This is a genomic window from Desulfurococcus sp. (assembly GCA_026626905.1).
Lineage (GTDB): Archaea > Thermoproteota > Thermoprotei_A > Sulfolobales > Desulfurococcaceae > Desulfurococcus.
The window spans coordinates 178,742-195,070 of the sequence record JAPNUX010000001.1 but is presented as its reverse complement, the minus strand read 5'-3'; the positions used below and the strand labels follow the sequence as shown (position 1 = coordinate 195,070).

The window sequence follows — 16,329 nt, the reverse complement described above, 5'->3', positions numbered from 1 at the left end:
GTTCTCCCAATATTATGCAAATACAGGAAATATATAAATGGATTAGTGCTACTAAAACACTGGAAAGTAATACTGAGTTAGGTGGAGTGGTATGCATATACCTGATGGATTCCTGGATCCAGTATCAGCGGGAGCTACCTATGCTATATTCGTGGCATTTGCTGTCTACGCGTTCAAGCGTGTAAAGCTCTCGTTGAATCCTGAGAGTGCTCCACTAGTCACAGTTCTAGCAGCTTCTATCTTTGCTGCTCAAATGCTTAACTGGCCGATACCCGGCGGGACATCGCTTCACTTTGTTGGTAGTGCTCTAGCTGGGATACTGCTTGGCCCCTGGCTTGGATTCCTTGCTCTCTTCCTAGTGCTCTTAGTGCAGTGCCTAGTATTCCATGATGGAGGTATAACAGCGCTTGGAGCTAATGTGCTTAACATGGGGATTATAGGTGTTCTCGTAGGCTATGCTCTCTACAGGGTTATCGTGAGGAGGTTTGGAGCCTCAAGTACTACTAGAGCTACTGCTGCGTTTCTCGCTGGATGGGCTAGCACGTTGATCGCTGGCTTAGCGTGTGGTGTTGAGATAGGGCTCTCACCTTCAACCCCTTACGGGTATACGGTGACTATCCCGGTAATGGGGGGCTGGCACGCTGTCCTCGGGGTTGTTGAGGGTGCTATTACAGCAGCTGTAGTAGAGTATATTGCAGCGAGATCCCCGGGGTTGATTGCAGCTGAGAGGTGGTGAACGTGAAGATATCAAAGGTATTGCTGGCTATAGTAGTCTTAGTGCTTGTTAGCCCAGTCTTCGGCGTGATACTAGCAGACCTAGTAGGCTACCATGAACCACTGGATCTCGCTGCTGAAGCATTAGGCCTCAAGGATATCACAGAAGAAGTTAACTGGACGCCTCTCGTAGACTACAGGATTCCAGGTCTCCCAGACACTATTGGCTACATTGTATCAGGGTTTATTGGTGTAAGCATTATACTAGCCGCGGGATACATCCTATCGAGGATGGTGGCAGAGGGTTGCAGGGGCTCACAGCACGCTTCATCGAGGAGTTAAGAGAGGTTATGGAGGCTTTAAGCACTGGATCCCCTGTTTTCTCCTTTAATCCTTCAGTAGCTGTTGCCTCGGCTGTAATTCTCGCTTCAACAGCATCTTTCACTCGGGGTCTTCTCGCACCCAGCCTAATACTACTGGCATCCATACTCCTCGCCTTCCTGCTTAAAATAGACTTGAAGGCGTGGGTTAAACCTGTGGTATTCATCGCTATTCTTGTTGGACTAGCTTCAACACCACTACTCTTCACCACCCCTGATTCAACGGTAGCTGTGATTCCACTAGGCTCGCTAGCTCTTAGGGTTTCATGGAGCGGTTTAAGAGAGGCTACCGCTTTAACTCTTAGAGCAGTAGCAGCTACATCATCTCTTACAGCTATTCTATTGTATCTCGGGTGGCGTGGCCTTGTTGAAGGACTCCGAGGCCTCCACCTTCCCCGTGAACTAGTATTTATGACTGGACTACTAGCTAGATACATTCCCTTATTTCTCAGTGATGCTCTCTCAATGATGGCGGCGAGGGAGGCGAGGATTTTAAAGCCTGATAGAAGACTCGCTTTTAAATCAATATCATCGATTATAGGTGAGCTACTGCTCCGAGGCTATGAGGTAGCGTGGAGGCTGGAGAAGGCTGTTAAAGCTAGAAGCTTCAACGGCTCGTATAATAGTGTAGGATTTCGTGTAGGCTTCAGTGACATCGCTCTACTAGGCTTCACGCTAGCATTAACTACTGTATGCGTGATCCTAGAGGTGTTGTAGATGCTCCTCCAGGCCTCTAACATCTACTTCAAGTATCCCGATGGAACAGAAGCTCTCCGTGGAGCAGGGTTTGAAGTCGACTCCTGCGAGGTTGTAGCACTACTTGGAGCTAATGGAAGCGGTAAGTCAACTCTACTCATGGTTGCAGCCGGCCTCCTCGAGCCTACTAGAGGAGAAGTATTGTTCGACGGGAAGCCTTTGAGAGAGCAGTTACCCTGGGCTAGAAGACATATAGGAGTACTCTTCCAGAACCCTGACGACCAGCTCTTCAACCCGACTGTACGCGATGAGATAGCATTTGCTTTACGGCAGCTAGGCTACAGCTGCGAGGAGACCTCTAGGAGGATACATGAGGTGGCTGTTAAGCTAGGCGTGGAGGGCATCCTCGATAAACCCCCCTACAAGCTTAGCTTAGGCGAGAAGAAGAGGGTTGCACTAGCATCAATACTAGTCTACGAGCCCCGGCTGCTACTGTTAGATGAACCTTCAGCAAGCCTCCCACCTAGAGTAGTTGAGCTCTTAGAGCGCTTAATCAGAGAGTGGAGGAGGGAGTGCAGGGCGGTTGTAATAGCATCACATGACGTCGACTTCGTAGCCCGTATCGCTGATAGAGTATACCTGCTGGATAAAGGCCGAGTTGTAGGTAGGGGAGCAGCCCGCGAGCTACTAGGAGATGAGGAAACTCTAGCAGGCATTGAGCTAGCACCTCCAACACCAGTTAGAGTTGCTAGAATGCTCGGGTACACGGGTAGCCCTCCCGTAACTCTAGAGGAGCTAGTAGAGCTTGTTAGAGGATGCTGCCTACCCAGGGCTTAATCCTAGGGTTCCAGTGGTACTTGAAGCCTAGTATCCAGTTTTACAGGAGAGCATAGAGGGCTGTAAGCACCCCGGGTATTAGGGTACTAGTATTCCCTCCCAGCACTAGCTTAGAGGACGTAAAGCCTACTACCAGGAGGCTTACGTAGGCTATAGTAGTCATCGGTGCAGGGGAGAGCACGGCGAGAGCCTTAAGCAGGAGGGGTGTGGCGAGGGCGGCAGCAAGAACTACGGTTACACTGTGAAGGTACGCCCATAGAACCCTAGATACCTCGCTAATAAACAGCGCGAATAAAGCGTAGATGTCAGGGTCGACGTCGCCGAGCCCTCTCTGGAATCTAATAGCCTCGAGAGTATAGTCTACAAGCCATAGTCTAACTCTTCTTGATGACACAGCCTTCAGCTTCTCGCTCCTATAGAGGTGAATAGACCTGTAGACTCTTGCATGCCTTAAGAGATCCTCGAGGATAGATTTAAGCGCGTGGATTCCTATGAAGGCGTTTATTACTGCAATTAAGCCTGGAGCACCGAGGAGAATTGACGCTATGCTGGTAGATAAGATTACCTCCCTGCTCACTGAAATATTAAGTGCTTGAAGCACTAGTGGTGCTAGCAGTACTAGTAGCCCGGCAGCCTCTAGAACAGCTAGAATCCTAGAGTACTTCTCCTCTACTACGATTCTCAAGGGGAGAGGGTAGCCTGGTATTAATACTACTCCAGCTACACCGGTAGCCACGAGGACTGCGAGAGCCTGGCTTACAACCACTGGATCCAGGATTACCGAGAACCCTGCAGTTAAAGCTGGCACTGAAGCTGATACTACAGCAATTACCACCCCGATCTCACCTCTCTTCTCAATCATCCTCGAGACCCTGACCCACGAGTCTCTTAGGACTTCACTTGCACTCCTCAGCAAGTATTCTACTACAACGCCGGCTGAAAGCGCTGAAAGATACTCTGTGAAGAACACTCTAGTCCTACCTCTAGATAGAGCAGGCAGGTAGTGGAGGGCTTCTCCAGCACTAGTTAGGCCTGCAAGCCCGGTGAATCTTTCACCTAGTATCCTAAACCCCTTGAAAACCCTTGAATCCTGCAGTCTCCTTAAGAACTCTAAGGGCTCCAGGCCAGTCCGGCAGACTGAGGCTGAAGCCACTATGAAGAAATCTAGCTCGTCGTCTACTCGCTTCCACAGCTCTCTAGCTGAAGCTAGCTTCTCGACGACAAGCCAGGCTGGTGCTACAACCACTGGTAGAAGAAGTAGTGTTGTATAGGCCTCTAGACCCGTGTACGCTGATAGCAAAAGCAGTAGGATAGCGGCGGGTGGGGAAGCTAGTGATGCAAGGAGCTCTAGCTTCAACCGTTTAAAGGTTTTCAGCGATGGATTCGTGGTTAGCGCAGCCTGCTTGTAGCGCGAGAGGAGAGTAGTTGCAAGCCTTCTAAGATACTCCATGAAGCCTCACGCTCCTCTCTAACAGCTCCTCGAGCTTAACGCTTACACCATCCCGCTCTCTAACCCATACGTCAACGTAGCCTACACTACCATCACGGTTCAAGCGGAGCTCTGAAATTCTCTTCAACACTCTCCTAGGCTTACTGGAGAAACCCATGAATGCTATCGCTGTGAACATGCTTACCTGCTGGGGTGTTAGACTTATAGGGGGAGAAGTAAGTCTCGCTATAACCTCCTCTGGACTACTCCCATGGAATGTGGTCAAACCAGCCATTCCCGCCAGCATTGCTTGAACTAGTACTCTTGCTTCTTCGCCGCGTGTTTCCCCGACAACTATAAGCCTCGACGCCGACGACCTTAATGCTGCTTTAGCTAAATCGAATAAGCTGACTCGGAGAGCCCCTATCTCCACGCTGACATACCTCGCCCAAGCACTATCCGGTGGAGGATCTATTTCACCTGTATCCTCGATTACCACGATCTTCCAGTCCCTGGGTATGTAGGAGTAGAGTATCGAGCGGAGAAGCGTTGTCTTCCCGGATCCCGGGGGCCCAGCGATAATCAAGCTGAAGCCTCTTCCCATTAGAATCCTAATGTACTCTGCAATACTTTCTGGTAGCACTCCTTCACCTACAAGCTTTTTAATAGATGGAGGCTTCGAGGGCTTCTTCCTCACAACTATCTCAGGACGGCTTTGCGCTACAGTAGGAGAAACCATGTGTACCCGGTGCCCGCCATCCTCTAATGGTAGCTGGGCGTCAATGATTGGGTGAGAGGTGGAGATATAGGTTCCACATCTTAAAGCGATCTGCTGCTGTAGCTCTACTAGCTCCTCCATCGAGTCCACCACTATGTTAGTCTTAATGAAGTCTACTCTCGGATCACTGCATACCAGCTTGTGTCTAACCCAGACAGGCCCAACCCCTGAGATCGATACATCCTCGATTAGCGGATCCTCAAGGAGTACTTGAAGCTCCTTGAAGCCTAAGAGTACTCTAAGCAGGTATAACACCTGGGGGACACTGCTTCTCTCTAACCCTAGAACCGTGGATACTGCATCGCCTGGGTCAACACCTTTACGCATCACTAGGATTAAATCTTCTAGTCTCTCCTCAACCCGCTTCACAAGATCCTGGTTTATGAGTAGTACTGCCTCGTATAGGTATCCCTCACTACTCCTGCGTACTCTTACTCTATAGCCTCCTACAGTATACTCTGCTAGAATACTATTGTCCCCGGTAGCTTCGGAGGACACTCCAGGCACCCTGAATAAGAGGTGGCTGGAGAGGAAGAAGGAGGTTAAAAAACTAGCTGCCGGTAGCTGTGATAACCTGGGTTCTCCCAGTGGATACATCAGTAACGCTAACAAGTACATTGGTAATAGATGCCCCCTGTGGTAGTAGCAGAGTGAAGACTATCTCAACATCGCTTCTACCTTGAGCTACACGTGGCTCTATAGCCGGCGAAACCTGGCTACCATCCGATAGAATAGCGGTTACACCTGTCACATTAATACTCGTGGATAAGAGGTTACTTACAATTAAGACAACTACTGCTCTGTTAGGAGCAGTATAGGAGACACTATACCTAGCTATAGCTGTATCCATGGAGGGAAGCCTAGAGACCTGTGAATCCACGAAGAGCTTTACACCAAAGGCGGCTGCAACAGCAATCATCACCATTACTACAACAGCTGTCACCTCGCTTACAGCCTTAAGGTGTCTACTAGTCATCACGCACCACCATCCTGTAGTGGCATCTAGGTGTTAAATAAGGAGCAGCTTAATGGATAGCTTAGACTAGAATGGAATCCTTAGAGATATTAACCTGGATTCAGCAGGAGAAGAATTAGAGGTGGCTCGATGTCCTATAGACTGCTCTACCCTTTGAGAACATATCTTATATCATCAGGTGTCTACCCGGAACACTATGATATAATGGCTGCAGACTGGGTTACAGTGGTTTCAGCAAAACCATTCATAATAGCAGTCTCAATATCCCCTGAAAGATATACTTACAGGCTGGTTAAAACTCACAGGGAGCTCGTGGTGGCTGTACCAGTATTAGAGCATTTAAGTGATGTATGGGTGCTGGGAAGTGAAAGCGGCCCTAGTAAACTGAGTAGAGTTAAGTTGAAGTTGAAGAGAGGTGCCGTAGTGAAAGCCCCTGTGATCGAGGATGCAGTAGCAAACTTAGAGTGCAGGGTCGTAGAATCCAAGCTGTACGGTGACCACGAGCTCTTCATAGCTGAAGTAGTATACACTCACAGGAAACCAGAGGTGTTCACGGGTGGAGAACCCTCCCTGAAGTACCATTTCATCCTGCATCTAGCTAGAGATGAGTTTACAACAATAGAGGGTAGAGTCTACAAGCCGTGATACCCTTGGACACGTATTGCAAGGATTAATGCTCAGTTATTCAAGCCCGCCATACATCACAATTCAGCTACGGCCACACTACATCATCTAGTACTAGCTAGTATACTATGACGCCTTTAAACTATTTTTACACTCCGCTATTATTACTCTGGTTTTCAGGGCCCGGGTTAATAGAGATGAACCTTGTGCTCGCGGGATTCCCGCGCAGGGAGAGTAGTTTCCTAAGACTCTCCAGCATGCTAGAACAGCTTCTCAAAGAAGTGAGAGTAGTCTACCTGCCTCTACCCATAGATGTCTGTAGAGAGGTAGTTGAAGTAGCATCCAGAAGGAAAGAGTATGATCCAGGAGGAATCTCGAATTATATTGGTGCATCCCTCGAGAGACTGTGGAGGCCTGTACTGGGGAAGCTGGCTGTAATCCTCGGTAGCCCAGGTTTTCACCACACCCTGCTCTCATGCTTGTATGATGAAGAATTCAAGAGAACCCTTGAGGATAGGGGTGGGAGGCTTGCATACCTGCTATTCAAGGCTAACGCTTACGGTAAAGTGAGCTTGGATGAATGGATTGACGTGTTCGCGGATAGAGAGCCTTCCAGCCATCTCGAAGCGCTGAGAGCAGTAGGCGGATCGAGGGCTGTATACTTGACGGATAGATACAGGGATATAGTAGAGGCTGAGCAGCAGCTAGCAGGAGTTAAAGCTTGCTTCATAGAGGATTTTACTCCAACACCACTTGAAGTAGTAGACATAATAGTTAATGTTAGAAGGGATCTCCTCCCAGCACTCAGAGAAGCTGTTGACTGGTCTATAAGGTACCTTAATATTCTTGTAAGGTCTTCAAGTTTCGATAAAGCATATGAAGTAGTAGCCGGGGACAGCGCGTATAAATCCATGCTGAGGAAACTAGGGTTAAAGGTGTTTAGAGAGCCGTGTACTCGGATGGGTTAACGTGCATCCAGCCTGAAGCGAGTCCTACAGCTCTTTTACAGTAAACCTCTAGCTATCCTGTACACGAGTATAGCTTATGCGTGGGCGACGAGTATACCAGGGAGCTAGCTTCCAGTAGCCTTCTTGCAGAACTCGTCATCCCGTACACACTTGAGCCTAAAGCGAAACCCTTTAAAGTGTTATCCCTGTACAATGCTATCACGCTGCTCCTACACTTGTAGCTACCGCTCAGTAATCCTCTAACTGCTTCGGTATCCACGTGTATTGAACCCGTGTACATGCTTAGATAGTACAACTTCTCGTCTGCTACTATTCTACTCCCATTAGCATACGATTCGAGGAAGCCCGCTAACTCTAGATCACTACGAGTGTAAAGCCAGTAGAAGCTAACAGTATCATAACCTGCAAGCAATTGTAGCATGATCACTGAGGCTACAGCAAGCCCGAGTATGCTGTAGGCTTTCGATGCCCTCCCCTTAATGATCGAGAAGCCTAGGTAGAATGAAAGATAGTTTAAAACCCTGTGGATGAGGCTCCCTAACCCCGGTGATGTATAAGCGTAGATGAGGGCTCCTGACACGGAGATAGCTGTCGCCGCACTTATAGTACTATCTTCTCTAGGTGTTGAGAGGAGTATGAGTGAGCCTGCAATGTATGGTAGTATGCCCGCTGTATCATAATTGTAGGGAGTCATGTGGAGGAAGCTTGCTGCAACCAGCACTGTAATCGAGGCAATAAGGGTTAAAACACCTAGCTTTACGCCTCTAAGCCTCGGTGAGTCAAGCCTAGCGAAAACGTACAGCGAATCAAGGATCGCAAAGAACCCTAATACCCCTAGTACGCTCGGATACTTGACAGCTACTGAGATAGATTTCGAGGCTAGAAGCTTCATGTAGGCTAGTGATATAGGGGCAGCTATACTCGTGTAGAGTAGAGCCTTCAACACTAGTTGCAGGGAGGAAGCCCGGTCCCTCAGGTACTTCAGTAGACCTATTAACACTGTATTAGCAAGGATTGAAGCCTCCATGACTGCTGAGAGAGGGTGTGAGAGGACCTGCGCTAGAGATGCCAGCGGGAACAGCACTAGCAGTGGTTTAAGGCTACTTGAGGAGACTACAAGCAGGATTGTTGAAGCCATAATAGGGTAGGAGTAGACTTCTTTCAGTGTAGCTGAAGTAAAGACTACAAGGGAGGGGAAGGATGCCATCAGGATAGCTGAAGCAATACCTCCGCCAAGCCTCTTCGATACAGCATAGAAGCATAGTATCAGCGCGGTATTCAAAACCATAACCATTAATACAGCGTAAACACTACACAAGTCTACACCTGCAACCAGGGAGAGCATGCTCGAAGAGAGCATCACCCCCGGCCACCTATTATGGTAGCCGTCGAAAACTCTATCATCAAATACCTTTATACTGCTATTGGAGGCGAGGATAACACTATCCTTAATTAGCGGCCAGGTATCAGTCGAGAAAACCGTGTAAGTCCATAGGAAGGGTGTTAAGCGGAGAAGCACTAAAACCACTAGTGCAACCATCAAACTCTTATTCAAGCTTTAAGCACCACGCTGCACCTAAGGCTACGTGCCCGCTGAAGTTGGCTCTCACTCTTTTTAATACTAGTAGCGGATAGTTAATATCCTTAGCTCTCCTTTCACAGTTAAAGCACTCCTAGACTTCAATCTATGCTGTTAACCGCCTGAATATACCAGTCTTCAACCGCAAGGTAATGCCTGATGACGGCTAGGGGGCACCTTGAAAGTATTCTGCTAGGCTGTCGAAGCTTACTCTACGAGCAGTTAGTGGTATACCGATCGGCATTATGTATAGAGGGGTCTCCCCGCCGTCTACTCCGATGATACTTGAAACATCTCTATCTCTGAAGGCTCCTATAGCGACAGTACCGTAGCCTAGTGAGGTAGCCATTAAGTAAATGTTCTGGGAGGCGTGTCCTGCCTCCATTGGAACGTACCTTAACTCTCCTCTCCTCCCGTACACACTTGTAGTCCTCTCGTATATGGCTGTAAGCACGATGCTTAAGGGAGCGGTGGCAACGTACTCCTGTGTTAACGCTGCTCTACTCAGCTCTCTCCTAACATCCCCTCGCTTCAGTAACACCATGGTGTGCTTCACATTATCGTATCTATAAATCCCGGCTTCAATGAAGCCCTCGCTACTAAGCAGTCCGTTAGAGCCTACTGCAACGTAGACTCTGAGAGGGTATGTGGCGCCGGCACTAGGAGTAGTCAGTAAGCCTTCCCTGGGCTCGCTTACCCCGTAGGAAGCCCAGAGGATTAAAGCTAAATCCTCGAGTTTAACCGGTTGATCCCTAAACTCCCTTATACTCCTCCTAAGCAGTAGGGCTTCTTCAACAGTAAGACTGCTAACCCTTCGGGGATAGGGGAGCTTGATCACAAGGCTCAAAGAACCCACCACTACATTAACTCTTACATGACCCTGTATATAAGTTGTCTTCTGCTAAACGCGTAAATCTGGGGGTAGAGTAGTTGAAGCTAGTTTATGAAGTAGAAACAACAATTAAAATCTTTACTAGAGTGAATCTTGAGTGACACCAAGTACTGCGACTTCCTAGTGTATCGGCACTTACGCTTTGAGCTGATCGCAGGCTTTGCTTATTGGAGTCTACTACTTAGTCTACTGCTCTACCGACAAGCTCTTCTAGTCTACTGTACCCTAGGCTCTTGATCCACTTGAGTAGTCCATCTTTAAGTTCAGCTACTATTCTACTGTTGTAGAGTAGTGCTGTGCCTACCTGGATGGCTTTAGCACCTGCTAGTATTAGCTCAGCTGCATCAATCCATGTGGAGACTCCTCCAGCCCCTATTATCTCAGGCTTATACTCCTTGTAGACGTCGTAGACTACTCGGACAGCTATTGGATGTATTGGGGGGCCTGAGAGACCTCCATGCTTATTGCTTAGAATAGGCTTCATGACGTAGACGTCTATTGCCATAGCCTTAATAGTGTTGATTAATGTTAGCGCTCTAGCCCCGGCTTCAAGTGCTCTACCAGCGGACTCCACTACTCTATCACTTAACCCTAGCTTAGCTATCACAGGGATGCTTGTAATCGAGGATGAATTCTTTACTATCTCGTATACTAGGCTTGGATCGCTTCCAAGCTCTAATCCATGGCCTCTTACATGAGGGCAACTTAGATTTAATTCTATAGCATTTACACGTGCCTCGCTGGCTGCCTCTACAAGCTTACTGAATTCTCGTGGACTCGAACCCCCTATACTGAGAATCAATGGTTTACCTAGCTCTCTAGCCTTCTCAGCTAGAGGCCTCACAGCTTGCACTCCAGGGTTTGCTAAGCCTACAGCGTTGAGTAAGCCCTTGTTCCTCAACTCTACAGTTATGGGTGGAGGGTATCCTTCCCGCGGCTCAAGTGTTATAGTTTTTGAAACCAGCACGGAGAAACCGTAGCCGGCGAGTACTTCAAGGTGCTCGGGCTCAGAGCCTAGTATCCCGCTAGCATTCATAACTGGGTGTTCAAGTCTTAACCCAGCTAGGTTAACTATGAGTGCCTGGTTCAAATATACCCCCTTACATCACTGCACTTGAATACTGGACCATGCCTGCAGAGAAGTAGCTTATGGGGTTTCAAGGTACAAGACCCGCAGACGCCTATACCGCATTTAACGTAGGCTTCCACGTTAACGTATACATCGATACGTTCACTGAGAAGGTTGCAGGCTTCCCTTAGGAGACCCCGTGGCCCGGATGCTATAATAGCATCCCATGCATCAGGGTTTTCTTTCACGAGCTTCACTGCGAGGTCGGAGGCTCTGCCGCAGTATCCTATACTACAATCCTCTGTGGCCACCCATACCTTACCTTTCAGTTCTCTCACTACTCTCAGTGGAGTGAAGAACTCGCTACCTCTTCTCACACCCCAGGCTAAATCCACTGTCACCCCCCTGCCAGCAGCCTCCTCAGCTAGGTAGAAGAATGGAGCTACACCGGATCCACCAGCTACAAAGAGTATCCTATTATAGCTCCAAGGCTCGAATCCAGCTCCATATGGGCCCATAACTCCAATGAACCCCTTGTATCTAACTAGCCTGGCTGTACCCTCCCCCTTCTCCTTTACTATCAAAGCTACCTCGTCTTCCCTGAAGCCAGCTACACTCATTGGTAGTAAATCAGTGCCCGGCACCCATACAAGAAGGAATTGGAATGGCCTTGGCTTGGGAGCGCGTTCTTCAGGAAACTCTATCTCAACTAGATATGTCTTCTCGCTCAACTCCTCGGAGAAGGAGAGCCTGCCGTGAATGTACACTTGGGTCACCATCTACCCTACTGCATGCTGCTTCAGGTAGTTCATGATATCCTTGTACTCTCTCTCACTGATCAATCCGTGCTTATGGAGCTCCTCGAATATTTCTCTAGCTGTAATCAGCCAGTATAGTTTAACACCTAGTTTAGCTAGAGTTGAACTAGCTCCTTGCTCTCTATCTACTACTACGCTGGCTTTTAGAGGTATCCCGCCGGCTTCTCTAACAGCACTGACAGCTCGCGCTATTGATGAGCCTGTTGTAGAGACATCATCTACTACTAGGATTCTCAAGCCGGCGACATCCCCCTCGATCAGCGAGCTAAGCCCGTGATTCTTTCTCTCGGATCTCACGTAGGCTAGAGGCTTACCTGTTATACATGATATATAGGATGCTAGCGGTAAGCCGCCTGTAGCAACACCTAGTACTACATCTACATCGTCTAATCCAACTCTCTCTACGATTTCCATGGCTACTCTTCTAGCTAGATTAGGGTGCATGTAGAGCCTTCTTAAGTCTATGTAGAATGGGCTTTCAAGACCTGATGAGAGCTTGAACCAGCCTACTCTCACCATGCCTCTCTCATAGAGCTCTAGGGCTAGCCACGACACTTAAGCCACCTCCTCAGCTGTGTCTCTCTCACAGCTTTAACTGCCTCACGAGGGTTGACAGAGCCTGTTATAAGCCTCCCTACTATCTCGTAGTCTGCTCCAGCACAGAGAGCTACCCCGGGTTCTGCACCCTGGACTCCGATACCTGGCGAGTATATCTTCATTGAATCCTCAACGAGACTTCTCACATGCTTGATTATATCAGGCCTAGTAGCTGGTGCCACTACACCGTGGGCTCTAATCCTCTTGGCAATCCACACGAATTCATTTACATGTTTATCTATGAACTCCCTGGAGCCTTTATGGCTCATTGAAACCACTAGTATTAGACCTACACCAACACGCTCTGCTGTCTCAGCTAGAATCTCCAGAGCACTCTCATAGCCGACGAATGCGTGCGCTATTACAGCATTCACGCGTAAACTAGCAGCAAGCTTAAGAATTTCAGCCATTACATCCCCTATATCAGCAAGCTTTAAGTCCAGTATAATCGGGTGCTCAGTAGCCTTTCTTAGCTCTCTAACCCCCTTCCTTCCGTACTTCAATACGAATGGAATCCCGATCTTGTAGCCTGCGGCCAGATCATCTACCTCTTCTACAAGCCGGCTGACACTAATTTTCTCTCTTACACCTGGATCAATAGCTACTACGAGCAAGAAGCCCAACCCCTAGTTTATGAGTGGATTAGTTTAAAAATATAGAAGATATAAAGTTCCATGGAGCTCGGAGCCTGTAGAACTCTTTCATTCAATATCCAGATAAGCATTGCTGAACCCGCTTCTAAGTGCGGCGGAGGAGTAAAACGCTTAGAAAAAAAGCTCCAGGGTACAGGTGAATCTAAAGATACCGGTGTTCCCCAATCCCTTTTCATTGAGTGGTGGTTAAGAGAGTGATTCCCCGGCTTGAGGCGTGAATGAAGGGGTGGGGTTGCCCTGAAAGAGTAGGGGGCTGATGATATACCCTCAGTGAACCTAGAGAGGATGGGGGTAGTGTACACTAAGGCTCACATAGGCTTATTGAAACCTAATGCAGGCTGAACCTCCGCATCTAGCTGGATTCTACTCCACTATATAGGAGTCCTCGCAGGGATAATACTTCCGTACCTTTCTACCTATACCTTTAACGACATGCTTAGTGCAGACTAATCCCAGGTCTTCAAGAGACTTCAATGCCTTGTAGACTCCTCTCAAGCTGTATCCTCCTAGGATCCTCCATACTTCGTATGCTGTGAGCTCGCCATGCTTCTCGAGGACCTTAAGAATATCCGACCCCAGCTTACTCACTCTTCTACGATACCTTACATGCTTTTCGCCTATTGTGATCACTGCAAGCGAGTTACCCGTGATCCTAGCCGCTGCGTACGCTAGTGCTGATACAAGCTTTGTTCTCAGACCGCTAGCACTCAGCTTTAAGAGTGCTCTAACAGCTTCGGAGGGCTCAATCTCCTCTACTCTCACGTAGTTTCCACAGTATTTTAGAAGCCATGGTTCCTCAGAGCCTCTAGCGAGAGCTCCTATGATAGTGTAGCTAGCATCAGCCCCCATCTCCTCGAGCTCTCTTAAAGCCTTGCAGAGAGAGAAGGCTAAAGCCCCCCTCTCGACAGGTACAACTATGTTTTCAATGTTAAGCCTCCTCTCGTAGATCTCTAGGAGAATAGTCTTCAAGCCTTCAAAGGTCAGCGGGTTAATGTAGGGTACGTCAGCATCCTCTGGATCCCCGACTTCCACCTTGAAGCCCAAGCGGTTAACTTGGACTAGCTCATCGCTGTCGGCTTCGAATGGATCAGCAATAACTATCCTCCCGTTAACCACGCTGCGAGCATAGTAAGCCATAGAGTAGGCGAAGTCTTCAACGTACTCTACTCTAACAACTCCTCTACTACTTGATGCTAGGTAGCTTGCTATAACACTTGAAGCCCTATCAGAGTAGGATCCAGTCGGATTCTTCCGCTCATTCTTCACTACTACTCCATCCACTATTCTTAAGGGGGTTAAACCCTCACCCATCGATACTCTCTGAGGAAACTCTGGTAGAAGATCCCTATACCTCCAGAGGCTTGCCTCCCCCTTCTCCACGTGAAGCGACATGCTAGTATACTCCAGTATAGCTGGACCACTACACTTCGGGCATTTAAGATAGATTCCCTTAAACCGGCTATTACACTTTAAGCACCTTGTGTAAACCACTTGACCCGCAGCCATAGACTCCATGCTCCCCCTCATTCTTTACTGGACATCAGTATGGGTCATAACGCATTTATCTCGAGGTAATTTAACCGGAACCGTTCCCGTGAAGCAGGGCTACTATTCTGTTTGTTTCAGGGAGTATTTATGCTGATTGAGGTTCAAGCAGTCTACCCGGCGAGGCGGGGAATCGTGTTCCCAGCATCTTAGAGCACGACATCCTAGATCAGGGACTTCATGACAGCCTCGACAGTCGCTCACAAATTATAGAGTGACACCTAGAGGCTAGTAGTGAAGACCTGCAAGCTTTTATCTTAGGGACAGGCCTCTATTAGATTGGAGTTATAAAACCTTTAGTTTTCTTCTAAGTATTCTAACCAGGGGTTGTAAAAACATAAAGTATAATAAGGACTTGAAAGGTTATCCTCTCCTCAAAGAGAGTGGATCTATTGAGTAGTATCATAGGCTCGAAGATACTAGTGCCCATTGTTATAGCAGTAATAGCGGTTGCAGCAGCTGCAGTATTTCTCCTGGGTGGTTCATTCCTCACTCATCCAGGAGGAATAGAGACTACCACGACAACACCTACACCAGCCACCACAACAACTCCGGCAACCACGCAGACACCCACACCCCCCGCCAACCCAGACTACCTCTGGTAGCGGTGGGGGAGACGAGTGGGTGATTCCGGGTTCAAAGCTCTACTCGCTACCATTAGTATACTATGAGCCCTTAGGGATCCCGGGAGAAGGCTACACTATCAGCAGCTACTTCATCGAAGGCAATACTGCAGGGAATGTTCTAGCATGGTTTAACAGTAGCCTGGCAGCGAAAGGCTATGAGTTCGTAGGTGGAGTAGGCCTCACATCGATTACCACGCAGAATGGAACAGTACAGTACGGTGTAATAGTATTCAAGAAGGGAGATGAAGGCGTAGGAGTATGGGCTGTAAGTGGATCCTCGGTTATCGTGGAGGGTAAGACTAGAACAGTATACATCATAGTGAAGGATGGTATCGAGGGGTTAACAGGAATAGTGTCCGGGGGAAGTGTTGAAACCCTGCCATCTCATGACCTAGTCTCAGGAGAAGATCCCGTGCAGCAAAGGTACCCCGGGTCAGTAATGCTACGGTATGATCGAGATGAGAAGGGATTTCCAACACGCACATTCATTGAGTACGGGTCAGCAGACGATATGAATAGGATAGCCGATTGGTATAAGGAAACTCTCTCATCTAAAGGCTGGAATATTACAGGTGAAACAAGAGACCCTGAGCGCATTGAGATAGATGCTGTTAAAGGGAGCGAGACACTATACCTTGAGATCACGCCACCTAACGATGTTAGAGCTTACACCTTGATACACATGGAGATTAACTCGTATAAGCCGCCATCACAGGATCTAGCTGGGTCAAAAATGATCTCATATAGTTCCGTTTCCTCAGGAGGCGTTAATGCAACATCTATAACCTATGTCACCGGGGATCCCGTGGATCAAGTAGTAGCATGGTACAAGAACTACTTGAATGAGAGCGGTTGGAGTATAGTTGTTGGAAGCGAGACACCCGGAGAAATAACGATTGCTGGCTACAAGGGTTCGGAGACTGTTGGATTAACTATTGCCTCGAAAGCCTATGGAGCCTACACTGAGATTACGGTAGAATTCTACCAGTATACGAGTGGCTAGATACGGGTTAGGGCACGCCCACTTAATATTTTTTAAACATTTTCTTCAAGTCCATTAGCTGCCGGCAGCTACCTGCTCTACTTTCAAGAATACATAGTTGAGTTCAGGCTTCAGGGTACACAATGTTCGGAGTGTTTCCTCTTAT

General features: G+C 48.2%; 18 protein-coding genes. 8 read left to right on the top strand and 10 right to left on the bottom strand.

Features of this window, described 5'->3' with window-relative positions; all coding sequences use genetic code 11:
* Positions 1-91: 91 nt before the first annotated feature.
* From OWQ48_01025 to OWQ48_01010, 4 genes are read left to right on the top strand one after another with little or no spacing between them, the layout of a single operon-like run.
* Positions 92-736, top strand: coding sequence for an energy-coupling factor ABC transporter permease (locus tag OWQ48_01025; protein ID MCY0867804.1), 645 nt, complete (start codon positions 92-94; stop codon positions 734-736).
* A gap of 2 nt (positions 737-738) precedes the next feature.
* Positions 739-1,056 carry a PDGLE domain-containing protein gene (locus OWQ48_01020; GenBank protein ID MCY0867803.1) on the top strand — a complete coding sequence of 106 codons (318 nt, stop codon included), beginning with the start codon at positions 739-741 and terminating at the stop codon, positions 1,054-1,056.
* The gene (locus tag OWQ48_01015; protein ID MCY0867802.1) at positions 1,020-1,811 is read left to right on the top strand and encodes an energy-coupling factor transporter transmembrane component T; all 792 of its coding nucleotides are present in this window, start codon (positions 1,020-1,022) and stop codon (positions 1,809-1,811) included. Before OWQ48_01020 ends, OWQ48_01015 begins: the two co-directional genes overlap by 37 nt.
* Positions 1,812-2,627 carry an ABC transporter ATP-binding protein gene (locus OWQ48_01010; GenBank protein MCY0867801.1) on the top strand — a complete coding sequence of 272 codons (816 nt, stop codon included), beginning with the start codon at positions 1,812-1,814 and terminating at the stop codon, positions 2,625-2,627. It begins immediately after the preceding gene.
* A gap of 40 nt (positions 2,628-2,667) precedes the next feature.
* On the opposite strand, the gene OWQ48_01005 is transcribed toward OWQ48_01010, so the two are convergent.
* The 3 genes from OWQ48_01005 to OWQ48_00995 are packed head-to-tail and all read right to left on the bottom strand — an operon-like array spanning position 2,668 to position 5,810.
* The gene (locus OWQ48_01005) at positions 2,668-4,077 is read right to left on the bottom strand and encodes a hypothetical protein (protein ID MCY0867800.1); all 1,410 of its coding nucleotides are present in this window, start codon (positions 4,075-4,077) and stop codon (positions 2,668-2,670) included.
* A complete protein-coding gene (locus OWQ48_01000; GenBank protein ID MCY0867799.1) occupies positions 4,064-5,332 on the bottom strand; it encodes a type II/IV secretion system ATPase subunit in 1,269 nt (422 codons plus the stop codon). The genes OWQ48_01005 and OWQ48_01000 overlap by 14 nt, the downstream gene beginning before the upstream one ends.
* 52 nt (positions 5,333-5,384) lie before the next feature.
* Positions 5,385-5,810 carry a flagellar protein G gene (locus OWQ48_00995; GenBank protein ID MCY0867798.1) on the bottom strand — a complete coding sequence of 142 codons (426 nt, stop codon included), beginning with the start codon at positions 5,808-5,810 and terminating at the stop codon, positions 5,385-5,387.
* Between the two features lie 129 nt (positions 5,811-5,939).
* Between OWQ48_00995 and OWQ48_00990 the strand changes: the two genes are divergently transcribed.
* Both OWQ48_00990 and OWQ48_00985 read left to right on the top strand, forming a co-directional pair.
* Positions 5,940-6,455: a flavin reductase family protein gene (locus tag OWQ48_00990; protein ID MCY0867797.1), complete on the top strand. Its 516-nt coding sequence runs from the start codon at positions 5,940-5,942 to the stop codon at positions 6,453-6,455.
* Between the two features lie 176 nt (positions 6,456-6,631).
* A complete protein-coding gene (locus tag OWQ48_00985; GenBank protein ID MCY0867796.1) occupies positions 6,632-7,402 on the top strand; it encodes a hypothetical protein in 771 nt (256 codons plus the stop codon).
* 52 nt (positions 7,403-7,454) lie between these two features.
* On the opposite strand, the gene OWQ48_00980 is transcribed toward OWQ48_00985, so the two are convergent.
* The 7 genes from OWQ48_00980 to OWQ48_00950 form a co-directional block, all read right to left on the bottom strand.
* On the bottom strand, positions 7,455-8,957 hold the full coding sequence (locus tag OWQ48_00980; GenBank protein ID MCY0867795.1) for a hypothetical protein: 1,503 nt from the start codon (positions 8,955-8,957) through the stop codon (positions 7,455-7,457).
* Between the two features lie 190 nt (positions 8,958-9,147).
* Positions 9,148-9,819: a SagB/ThcOx family dehydrogenase gene (locus OWQ48_00975; GenBank protein ID MCY0867794.1), complete on the bottom strand. Its 672-nt coding sequence runs from the start codon at positions 9,817-9,819 to the stop codon at positions 9,148-9,150.
* 235 nt (positions 9,820-10,054) lie between these two features.
* Positions 10,055-10,963, bottom strand: coding sequence for a dihydroorotate dehydrogenase PyrD (pyrD, locus tag OWQ48_00970; GenBank protein ID MCY0867793.1), 909 nt, complete (start codon positions 10,961-10,963; stop codon positions 10,055-10,057).
* Complete coding sequence (locus OWQ48_00965) at positions 10,960-11,721, bottom strand: dihydroorotate dehydrogenase (protein MCY0867792.1); 762 nt, start codon at positions 11,719-11,721, stop codon at positions 10,960-10,962. Before OWQ48_00965 ends, pyrD begins: the two co-directional genes overlap by 4 nt.
* On the bottom strand, positions 11,722-12,315 hold the full coding sequence (pyrE, locus tag OWQ48_00960; protein ID MCY0867791.1) for an orotate phosphoribosyltransferase: 594 nt from the start codon (positions 12,313-12,315) through the stop codon (positions 11,722-11,724).
* Positions 12,303-12,971, bottom strand: a complete 669-nt coding sequence (pyrF, locus tag OWQ48_00955; GenBank protein ID MCY0867790.1) for an orotidine-5'-phosphate decarboxylase — start codon at positions 12,969-12,971, stop codon at positions 12,303-12,305. The genes pyrE and pyrF overlap by 13 nt, the downstream gene beginning before the upstream one ends.
* Positions 12,972-13,373: 402 nt before the next feature.
* A complete protein-coding gene (locus tag OWQ48_00950; GenBank protein MCY0867789.1) occupies positions 13,374-14,537 on the bottom strand; it encodes a pyridoxal-5'-phosphate-dependent protein subunit beta in 1,164 nt (387 codons plus the stop codon).
* A 410-nt stretch (positions 14,538-14,947) separates the two neighbouring features.
* Between OWQ48_00950 and OWQ48_00945 the strand changes: the two genes are divergently transcribed.
* Entirely contained in the window at positions 14,948-15,160 is a 213-nt protein-coding gene (locus OWQ48_00945; protein MCY0867788.1) for a hypothetical protein, read from the top strand.
* 19 nt (positions 15,161-15,179) lie between these two features.
* Entirely contained in the window at positions 15,180-16,184 is a 1,005-nt protein-coding gene (locus tag OWQ48_00940; protein ID MCY0867787.1) for a hypothetical protein, read from the top strand.
* Positions 16,185-16,329 lie beyond the last annotated feature (145 nt).